We start from the raw sequence: 21,686 nt of genomic DNA, 5'->3' as shown, positions 1-21,686 counted from the left end.
GCTTTTTTTATGGGTGAAACGACCGGTCAGTCGGCCGTCTTCAGCGCATCACGCAGTGCCTTGACCTGGTCGTGGTTGCGCTGCACCCCCTGGGCCTGACGCTCCACCAGGCTCCTGATTGCCGGGGGAAGATTCTCCTTGAGGGCATTGCGGTAGCGGGCCTTTGCCGCGTCTTCACCGCGCTCGCATTCGTCCAGCATGGCCAGGTCGGTGTAACCGCTGAGCGTGCCGCGTACCGACACCCAGCCACGATGCATGGCGCCACTCGCCGTGCCGCCTTCTTCGGGTTCGCCGCCCAGCTGGCGGATCTGCGCGGACAGCTCGGCGGCCGCACCGCGGCATTCGTCGGCATGACGTAGCAGCAGGGTTTTGATGTCCTGCGCCTTCACGTGTTCGGCGCATTCGGTGAAGCCGTATTCACCGTCGCGGCAGGACTCCAGCAACTCGTTGAGCGTGTCGATCACATCGTCGTTGTCGGCGATCTCGCCGGAGAGGGTGCGCGACGACAGCTGGTCGTCCACCCGCGTCCAGGCGGCGCGGCTGGCCGCTTCGGCTTCGGGCCAGCTCAGGTTCGAGCGCTCCTTGCGGCTGTCCCAATGGACGGCCAGGTCGCTTTGCGCATCGTCAAACGTGCCGGTGTAGTTGCTGCGCCCGTACAGGCCCAGGCGGTAGGCCGGTGCGTAGTCGTCGTAGCTGCGGCTTGCATCGTAGTAGGCCTCCCGGGTGTACTGCTCGCGCCAGTAGGCTTCTTCAGCAGTGGGGTTGACCGCTTCAGCCACCGCCTTGCCGCCCAGCCCGCCGGCAACCGCGCCAACAACCGCGCCGGCCACGGCGCCCACCGGTCCGCCCAATGCGCCGGCGGCCGCTCCCGCGGCAGCGCCGCCCAGGGCGGCACCAACGCCGGTACCGACCGGGTGGGCGCCCGGGGCGTCAGTGATGGGGTCCAGATTCAGGTTCTTGTCGTGTTCGTCAAGTGACATGGTGAAGCTCCTTCAGGGGTAATGGGATGGTCCGTTTGTGGACTGGATAGCCGCTCCGGTGATGCCGGGTGACTTGCTGCTGATGCAGTTTTTTCCAGTACAGGAGGCCATCGTGGTGCGCGCCCCAAGGCCTCGCGGTCAGGCGGGGACAACCCAGCCTGTAGGAGAGGACGCCGTGCAAGGCAGCCCTGCGAAAAATGCCGGGCCGCAGGCGCCGGCCCCAAGCTCAAGCACCGGGCTCAGCCATCGAGCTCGGAGTAACGCCGGAAAATGCCTTCTTCGTTGAAGGGGATGCGTCGCTCGCTCGCGAGGTAGGCGGCCAAGCGCCGGTGCTGTGCCACGCGGGTGTGCAGGCCGGCCACCAGCGGGGCCTGCTGCAACACGCGCCCGGTGGTCAGCGGAAAAGCGTACAGCAGGCCTTCCACCAGCTGGAACAACGACAGATCGGCGTAACTCAGGCGTGCGCCCACCAGACAGGCACTGCCCCTGGGGTTGCGCGCCAGCACGCTTTCGAACCAGTCCAGGAATTTCGGGATGCGCTCTTCGCGAAAGGCCCTGGCCCGCCGCGCGGCTTCTTTTTTCTGGTCTTCGTAATACAGGCCGGTGGCAATCGGGTGGTGGGTGTCGTGGGCTTCCATCACGGCGTCGGCAATGGTCAGCTGCAGCTGGTGTGTCCACAGGCGCTGCAGGTCATTTTTGGCCACCAGGCCCAGGCGCGGGCCGAGGTAGAGCAGGATGGCCGCGGTCTGGCCGACGACGGCCTTGCCGTCCACCAGGAAGGGCGGCGCAAACGGCGGGTGCACGACCTTCGGGCTGTCGAGGTAATGCATCATGGCGGCGACGCCCTGCCCCCGGCTTTCGGGACCGCGCGCCACGTCCACATAGTCGGCGCCGGCCGCCTCCAGCGCCAGCCGGACAAACTCGCCGCGGCCCTGGATGGTGGGCCAGTAGTGCAACTCATAAGCCATGGACATCTCCTTGCGCACCCAGGGTATTCATGTAAAAAATGCCTGAAACCCTTTATCCATGGGCGCAAGCAGCTATTTAATTCATAGCAACTGACTTCCCCTCTGCGCTGGCAGCCAGCCGCCAGAGCGAGGTGACCTCCGCCGCCCGGGCCGCGTGCAGGGCATCGCTGGCGTCGGCTGCCTTCGGATGCTGCGGCTTCACGTCCACACGCGACAGAACCTGCAGCCCGGCCGCGGCGATCCATTCGAGCAGCTCGCTGCGCGAACGCAGGCCCAGGTGTTCGGCCAGATCCGACAGGATCAGCCAGCCCTCTCCGCCAGGCGCCAGATGCGCGGCCAGCCCCTGCAGGAAACCGCGCAGCATGCGGCTCTCGGGGTCATACACCGCGTGTTCGACCGGCGAGCTCGGACGCGCCGGCACCCAGGGCGGGTTGCAGACGATCAGCGGCGCGCGGCCGTCGGGAAACAGGTTGGCTTCCTGCAGCGTGATACGTCCGGCCAGGGCGAGCCGTGCGAGGTTTTCCCGGGCGCATGCCAGCGCGCGCGGGTCCTGGTCGGTCGCGATCACCTGCTGCACACCGCGGCGCGCCAGGATCGCCGCCAGCACGCCGGTGCCGGTCCCGATGTCAAAGGCCAGGCTGTTGGCAAGTGCGGCCGGTGGCAAGGGCGTCTCGGCCACCAGGCTCAGGTACTCGCCGCGCACCGGCGCAAACACGCCGTAGTGGGGGTGAATGCGCGCGCCGCCCAATGCGGCGATCTCCACCCCCTTCTTGCGCCATTCGTGCGCGCCGATCAGGCCCAGCAGCTCGCGCAGCGAGCTCACATAGCTGCCCTGCGCCGCGTCGCCCGGGCCATACGCTTCGCTGCAAGCCTGCGTGACATCCGGCGCCCGCCGCAGGTTGATGTGATGCGCCCCATCGAACTCGAGCACCAGCATGGCCAGCGTGCGCGCACGCTGCGACTGGGCCTGGCGGTGCTGGTTGAAGGCATCGAGCGGCGAGACCGCGGCCGCGTCAGCCCGGGCCTTGGCTTTCTTGATCTTTTTGGGTTTGTCGATGCGCCTGGCCAGGGCCTGCAGCAATTGCCGCGCATTCTGGAAATCACCGCGCCAAAAAATGGCCGTGCCCTCGCTGGCCAGGCGAAACGCCGCGTCCGCGGTCAGGGTGTCGTCGGCCACCTGCACCCGTTTGGGCGGCGCCGCCCCGCTTTCGGAACGCCAGCGGGCCGAGCGTGCTTGGGCCTCCTCGACCCAATGGATGCGGGCCGGCTCGCTCATGCCAGGGCTTTCGATGCGGGAACGAAGATAAGGGCCTTTGCCCGGGATGGCAAACGCAGAAAGAAAAAAGGCATCGGACAAACCCGGTCGGTGAACAGACCGCCATTATCCCGCGCTGCGCAGCAAAGCGCCCTTCTGCTTAGCGACTGTCCTTGCTGTCCGCGACAGTCAGTGGTGCGAGATCGGAAGAGTAGGTGCGGTCACCGATGGTCATCTCGCTGCTGTTTTGCCAGGCAGACTCAAACGCCGCCAGCTCCTGCGCCGTCGCGCGTTCGTAGCGACGCAGATTCGAGGCCCGCATCGCCTCGTGGCTGATGTTGTCCGGCCTGGCGGCGGCTTCGGCGCGCTGCGGATCGAAGCCCTTGAGTTCCTCGTTGACTCGCCAGTACACCGCCGGCACGCCCAGGCCATAACGGGCCAGCGCGTTTTTGCCGATGACAGCACCCAGGGCGGCCAGGGACTTTTGCTGCCCCTGTTCGCTTTCCATGAAATCGGTGGACAGGTCCACCATCACGACGAAACTGTGACCGCGCTTGTCGGCGCGTACGACCTTGAACCGGTAGCTTCCGCTCAGGATGCCCCGGCTTTCCATGGTGGCCTTGACCGAATCGAAAAGCATCTCGCGGCGAAACGCCATGCGTTCGTCGAGATTCATTTTGACGGGGCCGGTCTCCGGTCCCGAACCGCTTTCCTTGTGGCCCTGCGAGGAAGAGAATAAGTTTTGGAAGAACGACATGGCGTACCGAATGTTGAGTAACTTGTGCCAACCCTGTTGTCTATCTAGTTATGTTGCCTATGGTGTTGTCATGGCGCCTTTTCTGGGGAAGCCGTCCTTGACAACAATAAAACCATCGTATGCCTTTCGTTACAGCTTGTCATCTTCTGATACACGGTAATCTGATCGCATGGGGCTGTGACAAATGTCAGCAAACAGGTCAAAAGACATCAGGACGCACTCGGCATTAAAACCTTTGATTGCGGATCACGCGTCGATGCCGTCGGTGTTATCCGACAAGCCAAACAGCCTGCGCCCGATAGGTAACGTGAGCTTGGCTGCAGATACTTGCCCATCAACTTCTGGAGAAGCAATGTCTTTTGCGCTGTATATGGTCGGTTTCGCAATTTTTATGGGTGGCCTGGTCTGGGGGGCGTTCGAAGCCGGCATCCCACACGTTTACATCGGCATTGGCGCGCTCGTGATTCTGGGCATAGGCATCTTCAGCGCAGTGGGCCGTACCCGCAGCAAGGATCCCTCATGAAGAGCCTGCTGACGAATTGAGCTGGCATGCTGGTGGGCCGGCCGCCGCACCCCCTCACAGGGCGCCCATCGTGCCTGCCCCGGCCCCGCTTCAAGCGGGGCTTTTTTGCCCCAGCAACGCAAGAGGCCAACACAGCCATCACGTAACAGTAGGCGCTGTCCCACAGTCTCATGCGGGCTGCACTGATACGGGCTGCCCATCCGCGGCCCGATCCTCGACCATCGTCGCCCAATGGATCGCGCTCTCACACGCCCTTATCAATGCATGGGCTCTTGTTTGAAGGACACGCCATGAAACTCGCCCACATCAGAACCTTTTCTGCCGCCGTAGCCGCGCTTGCCTGTATGAGCCCGGCATTGCTGATGGCCCAGCTGGTTGACAACCCGTCGACCTACATCATGCCCGGCATCAGCGTGGTGGACCCTGATGACCGATTCAACGGCGGCAAGAATTTCAACGCGCTGGGCCTGCGCCTCGGTAAAGCGGTGTCGCCGTCATGGGACATCCAGGGGGGCGGCATGCTGGGCCGGTCAACCGAGAATGGCATCCGTTACGAGCAGGCCACGCTGGGCGTCGATGCCTTGTACATGTTCAACCGCAGCAACTTCCGGCCCTTCCTGCTTGCAGGAATTGGCGCGCAGCGCGACAAACTGCCCACCGCCAGTGCCACCTCGCCTTACCTGAGCCTGGGCGCCGGCTTCCAGGTGGCCCTGTCCGAGCAGTGGTTCATGCAGGCCGACCTGCGCCGCAGCCGCGCTTACGTTCGCCACAACACCTTCGGCGCCGACCACCTGACGACCAATTCGCTCAACTTCGGCCTGAGCTACTACTTCGACAAACCAGTGCGCACCCAGGTGACGCAGTACACGCCACCGCCGGCCCCGGAGCCAGTCATGGCACCCCCGCCGCCGCCTCCTCCTCCTCCGGCCGCCGCGCCGGCACGGTTTGAGCGTGTGACCCTGTCGGCCACCGAACTGTTTGGCTTCGACAGCGCCCAGTTGCGCATGCCGCAGACCAAGCTCGACGAGATTGCGCAGGCCTTGGGGGCCAGCCAGTACAGCGGCAATGTCACCGTGACCGGCTACACCGACCGTCTGGGTTCGGACGCCTACAACCTGAAGTTGTCGCAGCAACGCGCCGACGCCGTGCGGAACTACCTGGTCAGCAAGGGCGTGGCGGCCAATCGCCTGACAGCCGTCGGCAAGGGTGAAGCCAACCCGGTCGTCACCTGCAATGACCGCAAACGCGCGGACCTGATCAATTGCCTGGCACCCAACCGCCGTGTTGAAGTCGAGGAAATCGTCATCGAGCGCCGCGTCAACTAAGCTGGCTTGACCACAGAAAAAGGGTTCCGGGACAATCCCGAAACCCTTTTTTTTGCCAGGTCGGTGCCGTCAGGACGGCTTGGCGCCCAGGCCCATGGCCCGCGTGATCACTTCCTTCATGATCTCGTTGGTGCCGCCGTAGATGCGCTGCACGCGCGCGTCGGCATAGGCGCGGGTGATCGGGTACTCCCACATGTAGCCGTAGCCGCCGAAAAGCTGCACACACTCGTCCATCACCTTGCACTGCAGGTCCGAGCACCAGTACTTGGCCATGCTGGCCGTCGCGGTGTCGAGCTTGTCATCGGCGAGCAATTCGGTGCACTTGTCGACAAACACGCGCGCCACCTGCACTTCGGTCTGCAGTTCGGCCAGGGTGTAACGCGTGTTCTGGTAGCTGGCGACCGGCTGACCGAAAACCTTGCGCTCCTTCACGTAGTCGACCGTCCAGCCAATCGCCGCCTGGGCCGCGGCGACCGCACCGATCGCGATCTGCAGCCGCTCCCAGGGCAGTTGCTCCATCAGGCAGATAAAGCCGCGATTCTCCTGGGCTTGTCCGCCCAGCAGGTTTTCTGCGGGCACCCGCACATTGTCAAAAAACAGCTCCGAGGTGTCCTGCGCCTTCAGGCCCAGCTTCTTCAGGCGTTTGCCCACCGCAAAGCCGGGCATGCCGCGCTCGACCAGCAGCAGGCTGGTGCCCTTGGCGCCGGCCGCGGGGTTGGTCTTGGCCACCACAATCACCAGGTCGGCATGCCAGCCGTTGGTGATGAAGGTCTTGCTGCCATTGAGCAGGTAGCTGCCATCGGCTTGTTTGATCGCTGTGGATCTGACGCCCTGCAGATCGGAGCCGGCCGCCGGCTCGCTCATGGCGATGGCGCCCACCATCTCGCCGCTGGCGAGTTTGGGCAGGTATTTTTTCTTCTGCGCCTCGGTGCCGTAATGCAGGATGTAGGGCGCGACGATCTCGCTGTGCAGGCCGTAACCGATGCCGGAAAAACCCGCGGTGCTTAGCTCTTCCATCTGCACCACGGAATACAGCTTGTCGGCGCCGGCGCCGCCGTATTCCTCGGGCATGGTCATGCACAGGAAGCCGTTCTCCCCGGCCTTGTTCCAGACCGCGCGGTCCACATAACCCTGCTCCTCCCATTGCGCGTGGAAAGGTGCGATTTCCTTGTCCATGAAACGGCGAAAGCTGTCGCGAAAAGCCTCGTGGTCGCTGCTGAAAAGTGTGCGTTCGATCATGGGATCACCTGTTGGACGTAGTCAAAGAGTAAAAGGCGGCGGTAGGGCTGAGCATGGGGGTCATATTTATGCAAAGCGTTTGCTTGGTGAAATGAATATACTCCACCAGAAGCCTCTTTCGCTGTCATCCCGGACCTGATCCGGGATCCATGAACCACCCCGGGAGCACCCCATGACCGAAGCATTCATTTACGACGCCATCCGCACACCCCGCGGCAAAGGCAAAAAGGACGGCAGCCTGTACGAGGTCAAGCCGGTCAACCTGCTGGCCGGCGTGTTGACCGAGCTGCAGCGCCGCAACAACTTTGACACCGCGCAAGTCGATGACGTGGTGATGGGCGTGGTTTCGCCGATTGGCGAGCAGGGCTCCGTCATTGCCAAGGTCGCCGCGCTCAAGGCCGGTTGGGACTTCCGTGCCTCGGGCGTGCAGATCAACCGTTTTTGCGCCTCCGGCCTGGAAGCCGTGAACCTGGCCGCGCAGAAGGTACGTTCGGGCTGGGAAGATCTGGTGGTGGCCGGTGGTGTGGAAAGCATGAGCCGTGTGCCCATCGGTTCGGATGGCGGCGCCTGGGCCCAGGACCCGGAGACCAACAGTGCCACCGGTTTTGTGCCGCAAGGGGTGGGGGCCGACCTGATTGCCACGATTGAAGGTTTCAGCCGCGCCGATGTCGACGCTTTTGCACTGGAGAGCCAGAAGCGCGCGACCCAGGCACGCGCGGCCGGCTACTTCGACCGCTCGGTGGTGCCGGTGAAGGACTTCCTCGACCAGACCATCCTGGCGCAGGACGAATTCATCAAGCCGCACACCACTCTGGAAGGCCTGGCCTCGCTCCGGCCGGCTTTTGAACAGATGGGGGGCATGGGTTTTGACCAGGTGGCGCTGACGCGTTATCCGCAGGTCGAACGCATCCACCATGTGCACCATGCCGGCAACTCGTCAGGCATTGTGGACGGCGCGGCGGCGGTGCTGGTTGGCTCCGAAGCCGCCGGAAAAACCCATGGCCTCACGCCGCGCGCCCGCATTGTCGCGGCTGCCCTGAGCGGCGCCGACCCGACCATCATGCTGACCGGCCCCATGCCGGCAGCGCGCAAGGCGCTGGCCAAGGCCGGGCTGACGATTGACCAGATCGACCTGTTCGAAGTCAACGAAGCCTTTGCCGCGGTGGTGATGCGTTTCATGAAAGAGATGAAGGTGCCGCACGACAAGGTCAACGTCAACGGCGGCGCGATCGCCATGGGCCACCCGCTGGGCGCGACAGGCGCCATGATCCTCGGCACACTGATCGACGAACTGCACCGGCGCAAGCTGCGTTACGGCCTGGCCACCCTGTGTGTGGGCGGCGGCATGGGCATTGCAACGATCGTGGAAGCCATTTAGATCCTGTCATGCCGGGCTTGACCCGGCATCCACAGCCTGCCGACATATGACATTCATCCAACATGGATTGCGGGTCGAGCCCGCAATGACAAACACATGAAAACAATCAAGTACGAACTGACCGACGGCATTGCCACGCTTACCTTCGACGAGGAAGGTTCACCGGTCAACACCATGTGCGCCCAGTGGCAGAAAGACCTGACCGAAGCCACCGCGCAGGTGGTCAAGGACAGGGAAGCGATTCGCGGCATCGTTCTGGCATCGAACAAAAGCACCTTCTTTGCAGGCGCCGATCTCAAGGCCACGATGCGCCTGAAGGCATCGGACGCCGCGGCGGTGTTCCAGGAGATCGAACAGACCAAGAAGAATTTCCGCACGCTGGAAACCCTGGGCAAACCGGTGGTCAGTTGCCTCAACGGCACGGCGCTGGGCGGCGGCTGGGAGGTCGCATTGGTTGGCCACTACCGCATTGCGGTTGCCGACAAAAAGATCCAGTTCGGCCTGCCCGAAATCACGCTGGGCCTGATTCCCGGCGCCAGCGGAATCACCAAGATGACGCGGCTGCTGGGCCTGATGGGCGCGCAGCCCTACATCCTGGAAAGCAAACTCTTCAACCCGCATGAAGCGCTGGAGCTTGGCCTGGTGCACGAACTGGTGCCCGATGCGGCCGCGCTACGGCCTGCGGCGCTGGCCTGGATCGCGACGCATGATGGCGCCGCCGCCCCCGCGCATCACCCCTGGGACGACAAGAACTACAAGATGCCTGGCGGCACGCCGGCCAACCCCAAGATCGCCGGCATGCTGGCCGTGGCACCGGCCGTGCTCAAGCAGAAAACACGCGGCCTGTATCCGGCGCCCGAATACGCGCTGGCCGCCATGGTCGAGGGCGCGCAGGTCGACTTCGACACTGCGCTGCGCATCGAATCGCGGTACCTGGCCAGGCTGATCGTGAGCCCGGTGGCCAAGAACATGATCAACACCTTCTTCTTCAACATGAACGCGATCAAGTCGGGCCGATCGCGTCCGAAAGATGTCCCGCGTTACAAGCCGCAGAAAGTCGGCCTGCTCGGCGCCGGCATGATGGGTGCGGGCATTGCCTACGTCCAGGCCAGCCGCGGCATCAGCACCGTGCTCAGGGACGTGACCCAGGACAAGGCCGATGCGGGCAAGGCCTACAGCGCCAAACTGACGCAGGCACGCGTGGACAAGGGCCGCATGAGCGCGCCAGATCAGGCGGCCCTCCTCGCGCGCATCAGCGCCACCGACAAGGTGGCCGACCTCGCCGGCTGCGAGCTGATCATCGAAGCCGTGTTCGAACGCCGCGACCTGAAAGCCAAGGTCACGCAGGAAGCCGAGCCTTTGCTCGCACCTGGCGGCTTTTTTGCATCCAACACCTCCACCCTGCCGATCAGCGGGCTGGCCACGGCGAGCGCGCACCCGGACAAGTTCATCGGCATCCACTTCTTCAGCCCGGTCGACAAGATGAAGCTGGTCGAGATCATCCGCGGCAAGCAGACCGACGATGACACCGTGGCGCGTGCCTTTGACTATGTGCAGACGCTGGGAAAGATCCCGATTGTGGTCAACGACTCGCGCGGCTTTTACACCAGCCGCACCTTCGGCACCTTTGTGATGGAAGGCGCGGCCATGCTGGGCGAAGGCATTCCCGCGGCGGCAATTGAAAACGCCGGCATCCAGTGCGGCATGCCGGTGGGCCCGCTCGCCGTGCTCGACGAAACCGCGCTGTCACTGAGCGTGCACGTGCTGGACCAGACCCGCGCCGACTATGTGGCCGAAGGCAAGACCTACATCGCCACGCCGGGCGAGCTGGTCGTCGAGCGCATGGTCAAGGAGTTCGACCGCAATGGGCGTGCCGCAGGCGCCGGCTTTTATGACTACCCCGAAGAAAAAGGCGCGAAGAAAAGCCTGTGGCCCGAACTCAAGCCCCTGTTCGAAAAACCCGGCACGGCCTGGAACATCACCGACCTGAAAGACCGGCTGCTGTACCGCCAGGCCGTGGAAACCGCGCGCTGCCTCAGCGAAAACGTGCTGACCAGCGTGCACGACGCCAACATCGGCTCCATCTTCGGCATTGGTTTTCCCGCCTGGACCGGCGGCGCGATGCAGTTCATCTACAGCATGGGTGTGGACGCGTTTGTGAAGCGGGCCGGCGAACTGGCTGCCCAGTACGGTCCGGGCTTTGCGCTCAGCGATGAGGTCAAGGCCACGATCAAAAAGCACCAGCCGGTTTATTGAAGGTTTATGGCGCTGGGAGGCTGGCCAGCAGGCCGGCTTTCTGCACCTTGCCCAGCGCAGTTTTGGGCAAGGCCTCGCAGAACACGATGCGTTTGGGGTGTTTGAACCGTGCGAGCCGGCCCTCGAACAGCTGCAGCACCTGCGCCGCATCGAGATCTGCGCCAGGCGCTTTCACAATGACGGCGACCACCACCTCGCCCCAGCGCGCGTCTGGCTGGCCCACCACCGCAGCTTCCAGGATCTGCGGGCAGTCGGCCAGCAGGTTTTCAATCTCGGCCGGGTAGACGTTTTCACCGCCCGAGATGATCATGTCTTTCGAGCGACCCACCACTTCATAAAAACCGGCGACATCACAGCGCGCCAGGTCACCGGTATGAAACCAGCCATCGGCAAAGGCCGGGTTGTCGGCGTCGGCCCAGTAGGCCGTCATGACATTGGGCGCGCGCACCCGGATTTCGCCGACCTCCCCCGGGGCCACGGTTTCGCCCAGCGTGTCGACGAGTTTCACTTCCACATGCAATCCGGCCTTGCCGGCGGCGCCGGCATGCTGCATCGCATCGGCACGGCGCAGGTAAATGGAGACCGGCCCGGTTTCAGTGGCGCCATAGACCTGGCCCAGCGGCACGCCGCGTGCATGGATGGCCGTGATCATAGCCGCGGGAATCGTGGAAGAACCCGCGGCCAGAAACCGCAGGGAAGACAGATCAGCCGAAGCAAAATCGGCATGGTCCAGCACCGCGCGCAAGGTGGCCGGCACCATCAATGACAGCGTAGGCCGCCGCCTGGCGACATCGGCCAGCCAGGCGGCCGCGTCAAAACGTGCATGCAGGGTCACGGTTGCGCCGGCATGCAGGGCCGGCAAGGTCTGGATGCTCAGGCCGCCGACATGAAACAGGGGCAACACGCTCAGCACATGGTCGTCCTGCCGGAGCTCATGCGCATGCGCGGAAATCACGCAATTCCAGATCAGGCCGGATTGCGTGTGCAAGGCGCCTTTGGGCCGGCCGGTGGTGCCCGAGGTGTAGACCAGCAGCACCGGCGAGGCGTACTCCCCCGCGAGGACGCCGGTGCCGGCACCGCCGTCATCAACGCCCAGCCCTGTAGCAGGCAGCAAGCGGCAGCCCCGGCCCGCCGCCAGCGCGGCAGCCGCGCCGGCGTGGGCGCTGTCGCTGACCAGCAGGCTCACCCCCGCATGGCCAAGAATCGCCGCGTGTTCGGGCGCGGCCAGGCGGTGGTTGAGCGGCAGCAAAATCGCGCCGACGCGAGAAAGCGCAAACAGCAGCACCAGCATGGCCGGGTCATTGAAGCCCAGCCAGGCCACCCGGTCGCCCGGCTGCACACCGGTTGCCAGCATCACCCCGGTCGCGCGTTCAATGCGCTGCCACAAAGCGGGATAGGTGATGTCTTCGCCCGCCGCGTGGATCGCCACCTGCTGCGGCGAAAACTGCGCGTGCCGCTCAATGATCTGCGCGAGGTTCATTCCGACCCCGGCTTACAGCACAGCCTGTTCGTCCTGTTCACCGGCCTCGTACAGGCATTCACGCCCGAGCCGGTCGATGCAGAGCTCCGCGGTCCACGGCAGCATCAGCGAACCGCAACGCGAATCGCGGTACATGCGCTCCAGCGGCAGCGTCTTGAGCATGGACTGGCCACCGCAGGTGCGCACCGCCAGGCGGCAGATCTCGTTGGCGTTTTCCATGATGGTGTAGTGCGCCGCGTACAGTCCGAGACGGATTTCCTTGGAAGGATCGACGCGGGCGGCGCGTGCATTCTGCAAAAAAATGGCGCGCGTCTGCTCGAGACGGACCTTCATTTCCGCAACCGCGATCTGTTTGGTCGGGTACATGCGGCGCTTGACCGGCGGCGTGCCGGGCACCTCGCCGCGCAGGTACTGCACCGTGAAGTCGTAGGCCGCCTGGCAAATGCCCATGTAGGTCGGCGACAGGGTCGCAAACATGTGCGGCCAGCGCAGCGCCGCCTGGGCGTACAGGCCTTCGGGAATCAGGCGCTCGACCTCAGGCACAAACACGTCCTGGAACACCAGCGTGCGCGACACCGTGCCGCGCATGCCCAGCGGGTCCCAGTCGCCGGTGACGCTGACGCCAGCCAGGTTCTTGTCGACTGCCAGGTACAGCGAATCGCGCTGGGTCGCGCCCGGCTTGTCCAGTGTGCACAAAATGCCGTAGTAGTCGGCCGCACCGGCCAGCGAGGCAAAAATTTTCTTGCCGTTGACGATGTAGCCGCCGTCCACCTTTCGGGCCAGGGTGCCGAAAGGCGCCTTGCCTGCGGCAGCGGCACCACCTTCGGAAAACGGCTGCGAGTAGACCTTGCCCTGCTTCACCACGCGCTCGTAATGCACCTTGCGGTGCGCCTCATGGTTGGCGCGCTGCTCGGGCGTCATGTCGAGGTCATCGGCGATAAAGCCGGTCCACATGGTGGAGCTCACATGCATGTTCAGTGTCAGCGCGGTGGCGCCGCAATGCCGGCCAATTTCAGCGGCGGTCATCACATAGGTGGCGAAGTCGGCGCCCCAGCCGCCGTATTCTTCGGGCACACAGATGCCGAGCAGGCCGGCTTCACGCAGGTCGGCGTAGTTCTCGAAGGGGAACACCGCATCGCGGTCAATCTGCTGCGCGCGCGGGGCGAATTTTTCGCGCCCGAGACGGGCAGCAATCGCCAGCAGTTCGACCTGCTTGGGCGTGAGTTCGGTGTAGTCGCCGGCAATCGAAGGCGGCAGGTAGCGGGCGGCAGGGGGTGGGGAGACGGGCAGTGCAGACATGGGTCGGTTCCTCGGGTCGGGTCAGGGCAAAAAGTGTTGTTTCAGGAATGTCAGGACAGCGTGGTTGAACAGCTCGGGCTGCTCGAGGTTGGCGATGTGGCCCACCTGCGGCAGGCAGACGTACGCGGCGCCGGGAATGCGGCCGGCCATTTTTTCCACCACGGCGGGTGGCGCGTTGAGGTCCAGCTCCCCGGCCAGGCACAGGGTCGGCACGGCGATGTTGCCCAACGCAGCCAGCCGGTTGAAGGAGACGATGGCCGACAGTGCGGCGCGGTAACTTTCCGCGGGGACACGGGCCATCAGCGCAGCGGCCTCAACGATACGCGCCGGCTCGGCGTCGGGTGCGAACATGGTCGGCACCAGTTTGCTGGCCAGACCCGCCATGCCCAGCCCCTGGTCCAGCGGCGCAAAGCGGCTCTGCAAAAACTGCTGCTGCCAGGCGCCATCGGCCTTGCCGAAAGCCGGCGAGGTGCTGTAAAGAATCAGGCCGTGCACCAGCGCCGGATGCAGGGCCGCCAGCTCCTGCGCAATCATGCCGCCCATGCTGTGGCCCAACAGCACGTTGCGCCTGGCGCCCACATGGGCTATCAAGGTTTTCAAGGCATCGGCCAGCAGCACGTTGGTGGAAGGCGACAAGGGTGGTGACGCGCCATAACCCGGCATGTCCCAGGCCACCGTCCTGAAGCCCTGGCTCGCCAATACCGGCTGATTGCGCGCCCAGGCTTCCTTGCCGCCACCCACGCCATGCAGCAGGAACACGGCGGTGTCGCCTTCACCCTGTTCAAGGTAAGCCGGCATGACCATGGTTCAGGCCAGCTCGCCGGTCAGTTGCCCGGCGTCCACGATCACCTGACCGTCCAGCGCCACGGTGCAGCCCCGCAGCGGCAGATCGAAGTGCCCCAGCGTATGACGCCCGGCCACTTCGTTGGCACCTGTCGAATACAGGAAGTTGCCGGCAAAGGCCCGCAGCTCGGTGCCGTTGAAGTCCTTCTTGTCGTACAGGGCCATAGCGTCCCAGCGCGCCTTGGGGTTCATGCCCCAGCCCACATGCGAGACGGCGTAGGCTTCGCGGTCGCCCCAGGCGGCCCAGTAGCTGCGCATCAGGTCGGCATCCACATGCTGGCCGGCGATGTCGGTCACGAAGTCGTTTTCAATCGTCAGCACCACGGCCTGTTCGAGATAACGCTTGAAGGTCAGGTTGACATCGCCGGGGGCCAGCACCAGCCGCCCATTGACGCTGCCCTGGGCCGGAAAGGCCAGGCACAAGCCGCCCGGCCAGTGCGAGATGGTGCCGGGCCGGGCCGTGTAACCCCAGCCACCACCGGCCTGCGCACCGACCAGCGAAATGGCCAGGTCGGTGCCCGCCTGCGAGGTCACCTGCATGGCTTTGGCGCTGCGCAGCAACTTGATGCCGGCCTTGACCTTGGGTTCGAGCGCCGGAGCGGGCAGGCAGCGTTCGAGGATTTCGGGGTGTTCGTTGGACACCATCAGCACGCGCGTCCCGCCCTTCAGAATGTCGGGCAACTCGGCCGCGTGCAGCAGGCCTTCCACCGTCAGGTCCGCCACAAAGGTGCAGGCGGCCAGCGCCTGCACCACCGGGGCGAGCTGGCCGATGGCGTCCGAGGCGCCGGAGGAGCGCACCGGCACTGGTGCGGCCAGCCGGGGCGTGGCCAGCACCAGGTGAAAGGCCCGCGCCCCCAGCCTGGCCAGCGCCAGTTCGGCGAGCTGCACATTGACGGGCCGCGACTGCGTCTCGGACAGGATGGCCGCGGTGTCGCCGGCCTTCACGCCACACAGCGCAAAGGTCTCGGCAAAGCAGTTTATCCATTTGGCTTCAATTCGTTCCTGCAGCATGAAAACTCTTTCTTAAAGGCTAAAGACGTGAACCGAGCGCGAAATACGCGCCGGCATGAAACAGCAGCGGCGCCGCCTCGGACAGCGTGAAGCGCTCGACCTCGGCAATGAACAGACAATGGTCGCCGGCGATTTGCCGCGAGACCGTGCGGCATTCGAACCAGGCGCTGGCGCCATGCAGGAGCGGCAGCCCCCAGGTGTTTTCCGCATGCGGCACCCCCTCGAACTTGTCGGCCTGGGGCGAGGCAAAACGGCGCGACACCTCCACTTGGGCTTCGGCCAGCACGTTGACGACAAAACGATCAGCCTCTTCGAAGACCGGCAGGCTGGGCGAACTGCAGCGCAGCGACCAGAGGATCAACGGCGGCTCCAGCGAGAGCGCCGAAAACGAATTGACCGTGAGCCCGACAAAAGGACCGCTGCCGGCACGGGTGGTCACCACCGTGATGCCGGTGGCGAACTGGCCCAGCGCGGTGCGCAGGGCCCGGCTGTCCGGCGCCGCGGCGCGAACAAGAGCATCGGGACCCGGGGTGGCTTGCAGGGCAATAGTCATTCGCCGCATAATATATGAATATTCATGCAATACGCAAGCGCACCAACCCGGCCTCCTCTCGGGCGAGGCACACCATGAGCCGCTCCCGCAAACCGGCCGGTGCGCCAGCGGCTGAGTGCCGTTTCATCGACGGCTACCTGTCCTACCTGCTCGCGCGGGCCAGCCACACGGTGTACAGCGAATTCCACGCCCAGGTCCAGGCGGCTGGTTTGAGCCAGCTGGAATGGCGGCTGCTGGCCACCTTGTCGGACGGTGACGGCCTGACGATTGGCGAGCTCGCGCGCGAGATCCTGACCCAGCAACCGACGCTGACCAAACTCGTGCAGCGCATGGAAAAAGCCGGCTGGGTGCGGCGTGGCGAAGACCCGGCTGACGCACGCCGCACCCTGGTCTTCGAAACGGCTCAGGGCCGCGCCACCGTGGCGGCCCTGCTGGCCCAGGCCAAGGCGCATGAAGACTTGCTGCTGCAGGGCTTCAGCGAACGTGACGTCACGGCCCTGAAGAAGATCCTGCGCACCCTGATCAGCCGCGGCGACGGGGGCTGACCGCAGTTGCCTGCGATCCGTCGGTCATCATTTACTTGACTCAGTCAAGTAAACGATGGATCATGGCTACCATGCCACCGCGTACCGCTTCCACGTCCGTCTCCGCCGCCCACGTCAAGGCACTGCGCAGCTTCAACCGTTTCTACACGCAGCGCATCGGCGTGCTCACACCCTACCTCGGCAGCGACCTGTCGCTGACCGACGTGCGTGTGCTCTACGAACTGGCGCACCGCCGGCAGACCACCGCCACGGAACTGGGCCGTGAGCTGTCCCTCGATGCCGGTTACCTGAGCCGCATCCTGCGCCGCTTCGAGGCCCGGCAGTGGCTGACACGCACACCCTCGCCCACCGATGCCCGGCAAAGCCTGCTGCAACTCACCGAGGCCGGCCACCAGGCTTTTGCACCGCTGCAGCAACGCTCGCGCGACGAGGCGGCCGCCCTGCTGGCACCGCTGGCCAGGCCGGCGCAGCAGCAACTTACCCAGGCGCTGGCCACCGTGCAGCGCCTGCTGGCGCCTGACACTTCCCCCGCCCCACAAAACGTGGTGCTGCGCGACCCGCAACCCGGCGACATGGGCTGGGTGGTGCAGCAGCATGGCGAGGTCTACGCCCGCGAGTACGGCTGGGACAGCACCTTCGAAGCGCTGGTGGCGGAGATCGTCGCCGGCTATGTGCGCCACCACCAGCCCGACTGGGAGCGTTGCTGGATCGCCGAGGTCAATGGCGAGCGGGTCGGTTCGGCCTTTGTCGTGCGCAAGTCCAAAACCGTGGCGCAGCTGCGCCTGCTGATCCTGACGCCGCAGGCACGCGGCCTGGGCCTGGGCGCGCACCTGACCGATGAGTGCCTGGCCTTTGCGCGCAGCAAGGGCTACAAAAAAATGGTGCTCTGGACCAACAGCTGCCTGGACAGCGCGCGCGCCCTGTATGCCAGGCGCGGCTTCCAGCTGGTCAAAAGCGAGCCCTACTCCGGCTTCGGCAAAGACCTGGTCGGCGAGACCTGGGAACTGCGGCTGTGAACCGGCAGCCGCCCCGGTGAAGTTCAACCTGGCGCTGCTGGCCGCAGCCGCCACCGGCGTGCAGGTCGGCGCGGCCATCGTGGCCTCGCGTTTTGTCGTGGCCGAGGTGCCGCCGCTGACCCTGGCGCTGCTGCGTTATGCGATTGGTTTTGCCTGCCTGCTGCCCTTCTTTTTGAAGCATTTCATGGCGCCAGCCCTTGATGGACAAGCGCGAGCAGCTATTAAAAATATAGCAATTTCTGACTGGCTGGCCATGGCCGCGCTCGGTGCCGGCCAGTTTGCGGTATTGATCGCACTGCTCAATTACGGCTTGCAGCACATCGAAGCCGCTCAGGCGGCGCTGATTTTCAGCCTGTTTCCGTTGCTGACCCTGCTGCTGTCCAGCGCGCTCGGGCGCGAGCGCATTTCTGCCGCGCTGCTGGCCGGCGTGTTGTTGTCCATCACCGGCGTGGCGCTGTCGCTGTGGCCCAAACTCCAGGTGCCGCACCCGGGCCACTGGTGGGGAGAGGCGGCCGTGCTGGCCAGTGCCGGCGTCGGGGCGCTGTGCAGCGTGTTGTACCGCCCTTACCTGCAGCGTTACCCGACGCTGGCGGTGTCCAGTTTTGCGATGCTGGTGTCGGTGCTGTTTCTCGGCCTGCTGGCCCTGACCGAAAACTGGCCGGCGCGGGTCATGGCGCTCGGCCTGCAGAGCTGGACCGTGGTCGCCCTGATCGGGATCTCCAGCGGCATCGGCTACTTCTGGTGGCTCTACGCCCTCAAGCACGAGTCGCCGACACGGGTCACCGTTTTTCTCGCGCTCAACCCGCTGACGGCGGCCCTGCTTGGCGTACTTTTTCTCGGCGAAGCCCTTTCCCCATGGTCGGCAGCAGCTATCTTTTTAATAGCTTCCGGTTTGTGGCTGGCGACCCGCGGCGCGGCGCCGGCACGGCGATAATCGGCCCATGAATGCACCGCCAGGCACGCAAGAAGCCACTCGCCCGCAGCCCCGGTCCCTGACCGACCTGTTTGTCTCCTTCACCCTGCTGGCGCTGCAGGGTTTCGGTGGTGTGCTGGCCGTCGTGCAGCGTGAACTGGTCGAGAAAAAACGCTGGATGACGCGCGAAGAGTTTGTCGAGGAATGGGCCGTGGCGCAAATCATGCCCGGGCCCAACGTCGTCAACCTCTCGCTCATGATTGGCCACCGCTACTTCGGCCTGCGCGGCGCCATGGCGGCCCTGGCCGGCATGCTCGCGGTGCCGCTGCTGGTGGTGTTGCTGCTGGCGCTGGTGTATGCGCAGTTCGCCGACCACCCCGGTGTGGCCGGCGCGTTGCGCGGCATGGGGGCGGTGGCCGCGGGCCTGATCGCCGCCACCGGCTTCAAACTCATGGGCGCGCTGAAAACCCACCCGCTCGGGCTGCCGGCCTGTATTGCTCTCGCCGTGGCGTGTTTTGCCGCCATCGCCTTGCTGCGCCTGCCGCTGGCCTATGTGCTGCTCGGCCTCGGCGGGCTGGCCTGCACCCTGACCTACCGCAAGCTCGCCCCATGAGCCTGAGCCTGAACCTGCAATGGACGGACTGGCTCGGCATGTTTGTGCATTTCCTGTCGCTGTCGCTGCTGTCAATTGGCGGCGCCATCACCACCGCGCCCGACATGCACCGCTACCTGGTGGACCGGCAGCACTGGCTGACTGACCCGCAGTTCAACGCCTCGGTGGCAATTGCCCAGGCCGCGCCCGGCCCCAACGTGCTGTTTGTTGCGCTGATGGGCTGGCAGGTGGGCCTGAACGCGGGCGGCCCGCTGCTGGGCCTGTTCGGCGTGTTGGTCACCATGTTGGGCATCATGCTGCCCAGCACCACACTGACCTACCTGGCCGCCAGCTGGGGCCACCGCAACCGCAACCTGCGCTGGGTGCGCGCCTTCAAGCAGGGCATGGCGCCCATCGTGATTGCGCTGCTGATTGCCACCGGCTGGATTCTGGCCAGCGCCAACGTCACCAGCCTGAAAGACTGGCCGGTGGCACTGCTGACCGTGGTGACGGCGCTGATTGTCTGGCGCACCCGCACGCATTTGCTGTGGCTGCTGGGGGCCGGCGCGCTGCTGGGCTGGTTCGGCTGGATCTAGCCGCACAGCACACGCCATGCCGCGGGGCTGGAAATTTCAAATGAAAAAGGGCTTGTGCCCTTACGGACAGGGCGCCGACAGCTATCAAAAAGAGAGCTATTGGCGACGCACTCAGCTGCGCTGGCGCAGCGCCTCGTAGAGGCAGACGCCGCTGGCCACCGACACGTTGAGGCTTTCGACAGCGCCGCGCATCGGGATGCGGACCAGCTCGTCGCAGGTCTTGCGCGTGAGCTGGCGCATGCCCTCGCCTTCGGCGCCCAGCACCAGGGCCACCGGGCCCTTGAGGTCCACGTCGTAAATGGTTTTTTCGGCATCATCGCTGGTGCCTATGCACCAGATGTTGCGTTCCTTGAGCTCGCCGAGCGTGCGCGCGAGGTTGGTCACCATGAAATAAGGCATGGTTTCGGCAGCGCCGCTGGCCACCTTGGCGACCGTGGCGTTGATACCGGCCGCATGGTCCTTGGGCGCTATCACCGCGTGCGCACCGGCCCCATCGGCCACGCGCAGGCAGGCGCCGAGGTTGTGCGGATCGGTCACGCCGTCGAGCACCAGCAGCAGCGGCGACTCCTCCCCGGCGGCCTCGAGCTGCTCGAGCAGTTCATCGAGCGACTTGACCTGCGGCACGGCATCGACCCGCGCCACCACGCCCTGGTGGCCGTGGCTGCCGCACATCTTGGCCAGCCGCAGCCCGTCCGACTCGATCAGCCGGATGCCGGCCTCGCGGGCGCGGTCGACAAACTGGCGCATGCGCGCGTCGCGTCGCGACACGTCAAAAAACACTTCGAAAACAGATTGCGGGGCGGTTTTGATACGCACGCCGACGGCATGGAAGCCGAACAGGACTTTGGGGGAAGAAGACATCCCCCGATTATCGCTGCACCACCTGCCCTGCTGACGGCAGGGGGCGCCGCGGGGATGGGTGGCAAAAGGCCAAGCCTAAAATAGTAACAAGATGTTTTTTTGAAATAGGGGCGTCATGGGTTTACGCGTGAAGTTCAATCTGGTGTTGGTGATCGGGTGACCACCGGGCAAAAACCGGTGAAGCCCGCCGCACGCGTGCAGGACGACACCATGCCCAGGGCGGTGGACATCGGCAACACGGCGGTGTTCGGCGGGGCGCCGCTGCGCGCCATCGACTGGGCGCTGAGCCCGCACGAGGGCCGCCGGCCGCAGAGCGTCGCGCCATTGCGGGCTGCGCTGGAGGGAACCGCACCCCCGCCCGCCGGTCTGGCAGCAGCGGCCGCCCAAACGCCTGCGGTCACCAGCGCGGGCACGGAGAGCCAGCCCCCGGCCCTGGCCGCCGGCGCGCTGCGCAGGAATGTGCTGGGCACCGTGATGTTCCTGAATCTGGTGGGCTCTCCGAAACATCCGGTGGACCAGCAGCTGGCGCTCAGGGAGCGCTTCAACGAACTGATAGGCAAGGCGCTCAAGGGCGTGGCCGAATCCTCGCGCATCGTGATGGACACCGGCGATGGCGTGGCTATCTGTTTTCTCGGCGACCCCGAGGAGGCGCTGCAATCGGCGCTGCTGCTGCGCGGGCTGCTGCTGCAGAAGTACGGCCAGATGCTGGCGGTACGCATCGGGCTGCACCTGGGGCCGGTGCGCATGGTGCAGGACGCCCACCAGCGTATCAGCGTGGTTGGTGACGGCATCAACGTGGCCCAGCGCATCATGGACTTTGCCCAGCCCAACCAGATCGTGGTCTCGCGGGCCTACCACGACGTCATTTCGCGCATCATGGACAACGCCGCCGGCACGTTCAGCGCCATGGGGCCGCACCTGGACAAACACCTGCGTTCGCACGAGATCCATGCCGTGCTGGACCGGCCGTCGCGGCCAACCCCTGTCGCACCGGCGAGCAGCGGGTTTGAAAACACCGCTTCGTTCGCGGCCCTGGCCACGCTGACGCCCGAGGCGGTGGCCGGCATCGAGGCTGAACTCGCCAGAAGCATCGGGCCGCTGGCCAACGTCCTCGTCAACAAGGCGGTGCGACGCACCGTCAGCGCCCAGGGCCTGCGCGACCTGCTGGCGGTGTCGATTCCCGACCCGGCGGCGCGGCAGCTGTTCACGCAGCCGAAAAGCCACAAGACCCAGCCCGTGCCCAATCCGGCCAACCTGACAGACTGGTCCGGCACACCCCCCCCCCCGGGGGGGGGG

The 21,686-nt window shown here is 65.1% G+C and carries 21 protein-coding genes; 10 read left to right on the top strand and 11 right to left on the bottom strand.

The window, feature by feature from the left end:
- Positions 1 to 26 precede the first annotated feature (26 nt).
- The 4 genes from PSV40_RS17195 to PSV40_RS17180 all read right to left on the bottom strand — a co-directional run bounded on the left by PSV40_RS17195 (position 27) and on the right by PSV40_RS17180 (position 3,879).
- A complete protein-coding gene (locus tag PSV40_RS17195) occupies positions 27 to 980 on the bottom strand; it encodes a PA2169 family four-helix-bundle protein (protein WP_300540044.1) in 954 nt (317 codons plus the stop codon).
- Between the two features lie 239 nt (positions 981 to 1,219).
- Positions 1,220 to 1,948 (bottom strand): glutathione S-transferase, encoded by a 729-nt coding sequence (locus PSV40_RS17190; RefSeq protein ID WP_300540042.1) that lies wholly within the window; start codon positions 1,946 to 1,948, stop codon positions 1,220 to 1,222.
- Between the two features lie 76 nt (positions 1,949 to 2,024).
- Positions 2,025 to 3,224 (bottom strand): class I SAM-dependent methyltransferase, encoded by a 1,200-nt coding sequence (locus tag PSV40_RS17185; RefSeq protein WP_300540040.1) that lies wholly within the window; start codon positions 3,222 to 3,224, stop codon positions 2,025 to 2,027.
- Positions 3,225 to 3,363: 139 nt separating this feature from the next.
- Positions 3,364 to 3,879 (bottom strand): hypothetical protein, encoded by a 516-nt coding sequence (locus PSV40_RS17180; RefSeq protein WP_300540039.1) that lies wholly within the window; start codon positions 3,877 to 3,879, stop codon positions 3,364 to 3,366.
- A gap of 433 nt (positions 3,880 to 4,312) precedes the next feature.
- Between PSV40_RS17180 and PSV40_RS17175 the strand changes: the two genes are divergently transcribed.
- Together PSV40_RS17175 and PSV40_RS17170 are read left to right on the top strand one after the other, a co-directional pair.
- Positions 4,313 to 4,483 (top strand): hypothetical protein, encoded by a 171-nt coding sequence (locus PSV40_RS17175; protein WP_300540037.1) that lies wholly within the window; start codon positions 4,313 to 4,315, stop codon positions 4,481 to 4,483.
- A 290-nt stretch (positions 4,484 to 4,773) separates the two neighbouring features.
- A complete protein-coding gene (locus PSV40_RS17170) occupies positions 4,774 to 5,808 on the top strand; it encodes an OmpA family protein (RefSeq protein WP_300540035.1) in 1,035 nt (344 codons plus the stop codon).
- A gap of 69 nt (positions 5,809 to 5,877) precedes the next feature.
- Here the strand turns inward: PSV40_RS17170 and PSV40_RS17165 are convergent, their stop codons facing one another.
- A complete protein-coding gene (locus tag PSV40_RS17165; protein ID WP_300540033.1) occupies positions 5,878 to 7,047 on the bottom strand; it encodes an acyl-CoA dehydrogenase family protein in 1,170 nt (389 codons plus the stop codon).
- Positions 7,048 to 7,219: 172 nt separating this feature from the next.
- Here PSV40_RS17165 and PSV40_RS17160 point away from each other — a divergent pair, with 172 nt between their 5' ends.
- Both PSV40_RS17160 and PSV40_RS17155 read left to right on the top strand, forming a co-directional pair.
- Positions 7,220 to 8,425: an acetyl-CoA C-acetyltransferase gene (locus tag PSV40_RS17160; RefSeq protein ID WP_300540031.1), complete on the top strand. Its 1,206-nt coding sequence runs from the start codon at positions 7,220 to 7,222 to the stop codon at positions 8,423 to 8,425.
- Positions 8,426 to 8,521: 96 nt separating this feature from the next.
- On the top strand, positions 8,522 to 10,681 hold the full coding sequence (locus PSV40_RS17155; protein WP_300540030.1) for a 3-hydroxyacyl-CoA dehydrogenase NAD-binding domain-containing protein: 2,160 nt from the start codon (positions 8,522 to 8,524) through the stop codon (positions 10,679 to 10,681).
- 4 nt (positions 10,682 to 10,685) lie between these two features.
- Here PSV40_RS17155 and PSV40_RS17150 read toward each other — a convergent pair whose 3' ends face one another.
- Genes PSV40_RS17150 through PSV40_RS17130 form a run of 5 tightly spaced genes read right to left on the bottom strand, consistent with a single transcriptional unit; the run spans position 10,686 to position 15,867 of the window.
- Positions 10,686 to 12,161 (bottom strand): AMP-binding protein, encoded by a 1,476-nt coding sequence (locus PSV40_RS17150; protein ID WP_300540029.1) that lies wholly within the window; start codon positions 12,159 to 12,161, stop codon positions 10,686 to 10,688.
- A 12-nt stretch (positions 12,162 to 12,173) separates the two neighbouring features.
- Positions 12,174 to 13,460, bottom strand: a complete 1,287-nt coding sequence (locus PSV40_RS17145; RefSeq protein WP_300540027.1) for an acyl-CoA dehydrogenase family protein — start codon at positions 13,458 to 13,460, stop codon at positions 12,174 to 12,176.
- 21 nt (positions 13,461 to 13,481) lie between these two features.
- On the bottom strand, positions 13,482 to 14,258 hold the full coding sequence (locus PSV40_RS17140) for an alpha/beta fold hydrolase (RefSeq protein WP_300540026.1): 777 nt from the start codon (positions 14,256 to 14,258) through the stop codon (positions 13,482 to 13,484).
- A gap of 9 nt (positions 14,259 to 14,267) precedes the next feature.
- Complete coding sequence (locus tag PSV40_RS17135) at positions 14,268 to 15,314, bottom strand: peptidase M29 (protein WP_300540024.1); 1,047 nt, start codon at positions 15,312 to 15,314, stop codon at positions 14,268 to 14,270.
- Positions 15,315 to 15,333: 19 nt separating this feature from the next.
- Positions 15,334 to 15,867 carry a flavin reductase family protein gene (locus tag PSV40_RS17130; protein WP_300540022.1) on the bottom strand — a complete coding sequence of 178 codons (534 nt, stop codon included), beginning with the start codon at positions 15,865 to 15,867 and terminating at the stop codon, positions 15,334 to 15,336.
- Between the two features lie 74 nt (positions 15,868 to 15,941).
- Here PSV40_RS17130 and PSV40_RS17125 point away from each other — a divergent pair, with 74 nt between their 5' ends.
- From PSV40_RS17125 to PSV40_RS17105, 5 genes are all read left to right on the top strand, one after another.
- Positions 15,942 to 16,412 carry a MarR family winged helix-turn-helix transcriptional regulator gene (locus tag PSV40_RS17125; protein ID WP_300540021.1) on the top strand — a complete coding sequence of 157 codons (471 nt, stop codon included), beginning with the start codon at positions 15,942 to 15,944 and terminating at the stop codon, positions 16,410 to 16,412.
- Positions 16,413 to 16,474: 62 nt separating this feature from the next.
- Complete coding sequence (locus PSV40_RS17120) at positions 16,475 to 17,428, top strand: bifunctional helix-turn-helix transcriptional regulator/GNAT family N-acetyltransferase (protein WP_300540019.1); 954 nt, start codon at positions 16,475 to 16,477, stop codon at positions 17,426 to 17,428.
- Positions 17,429 to 17,444: 16 nt separating this feature from the next.
- Positions 17,445 to 18,362 carry a DMT family transporter gene (locus PSV40_RS17115; RefSeq protein ID WP_300540017.1) on the top strand — a complete coding sequence of 306 codons (918 nt, stop codon included), beginning with the start codon at positions 17,445 to 17,447 and terminating at the stop codon, positions 18,360 to 18,362.
- Between the two features lie 7 nt (positions 18,363 to 18,369).
- On the top strand, positions 18,370 to 18,954 hold the full coding sequence (locus tag PSV40_RS17110; protein ID WP_300540015.1) for a chromate transporter: 585 nt from the start codon (positions 18,370 to 18,372) through the stop codon (positions 18,952 to 18,954).
- The gene (locus PSV40_RS17105) at positions 18,951 to 19,529 is read left to right on the top strand and encodes a chromate transporter (RefSeq protein ID WP_300540013.1); all 579 of its coding nucleotides are present in this window, start codon (positions 18,951 to 18,953) and stop codon (positions 19,527 to 19,529) included. The genes PSV40_RS17110 and PSV40_RS17105 overlap by 4 nt, the downstream gene beginning before the upstream one ends.
- Positions 19,530 to 19,640: 111 nt before the next feature.
- Here PSV40_RS17105 and rlmB read toward each other — a convergent pair whose 3' ends face one another.
- Positions 19,641 to 20,390, bottom strand: coding sequence for a 23S rRNA (guanosine(2251)-2'-O)-methyltransferase RlmB (rlmB, locus tag PSV40_RS17100; RefSeq protein WP_293592163.1), 750 nt, complete (start codon positions 20,388 to 20,390; stop codon positions 19,641 to 19,643).
- A 177-nt stretch (positions 20,391 to 20,567) separates the two neighbouring features.
- On the opposite strand from rlmB, the gene PSV40_RS17095 reads away from it, so the two are divergent.
- Positions 20,568 to 21,686, top strand: a 1,119-nt coding sequence (locus PSV40_RS17095; RefSeq protein WP_300540011.1) for an adenylate/guanylate cyclase domain-containing protein, incomplete at its 3' end; no start/stop codon positions are given.

This window comes from Polaromonas sp., assembly GCF_029945925.1.
Lineage (GTDB): Bacteria > Pseudomonadota > Gammaproteobacteria > Burkholderiales > Burkholderiaceae_C > Polaromonas.
This window is presented reverse-complemented; position numbering and strand designations above follow the sequence as displayed.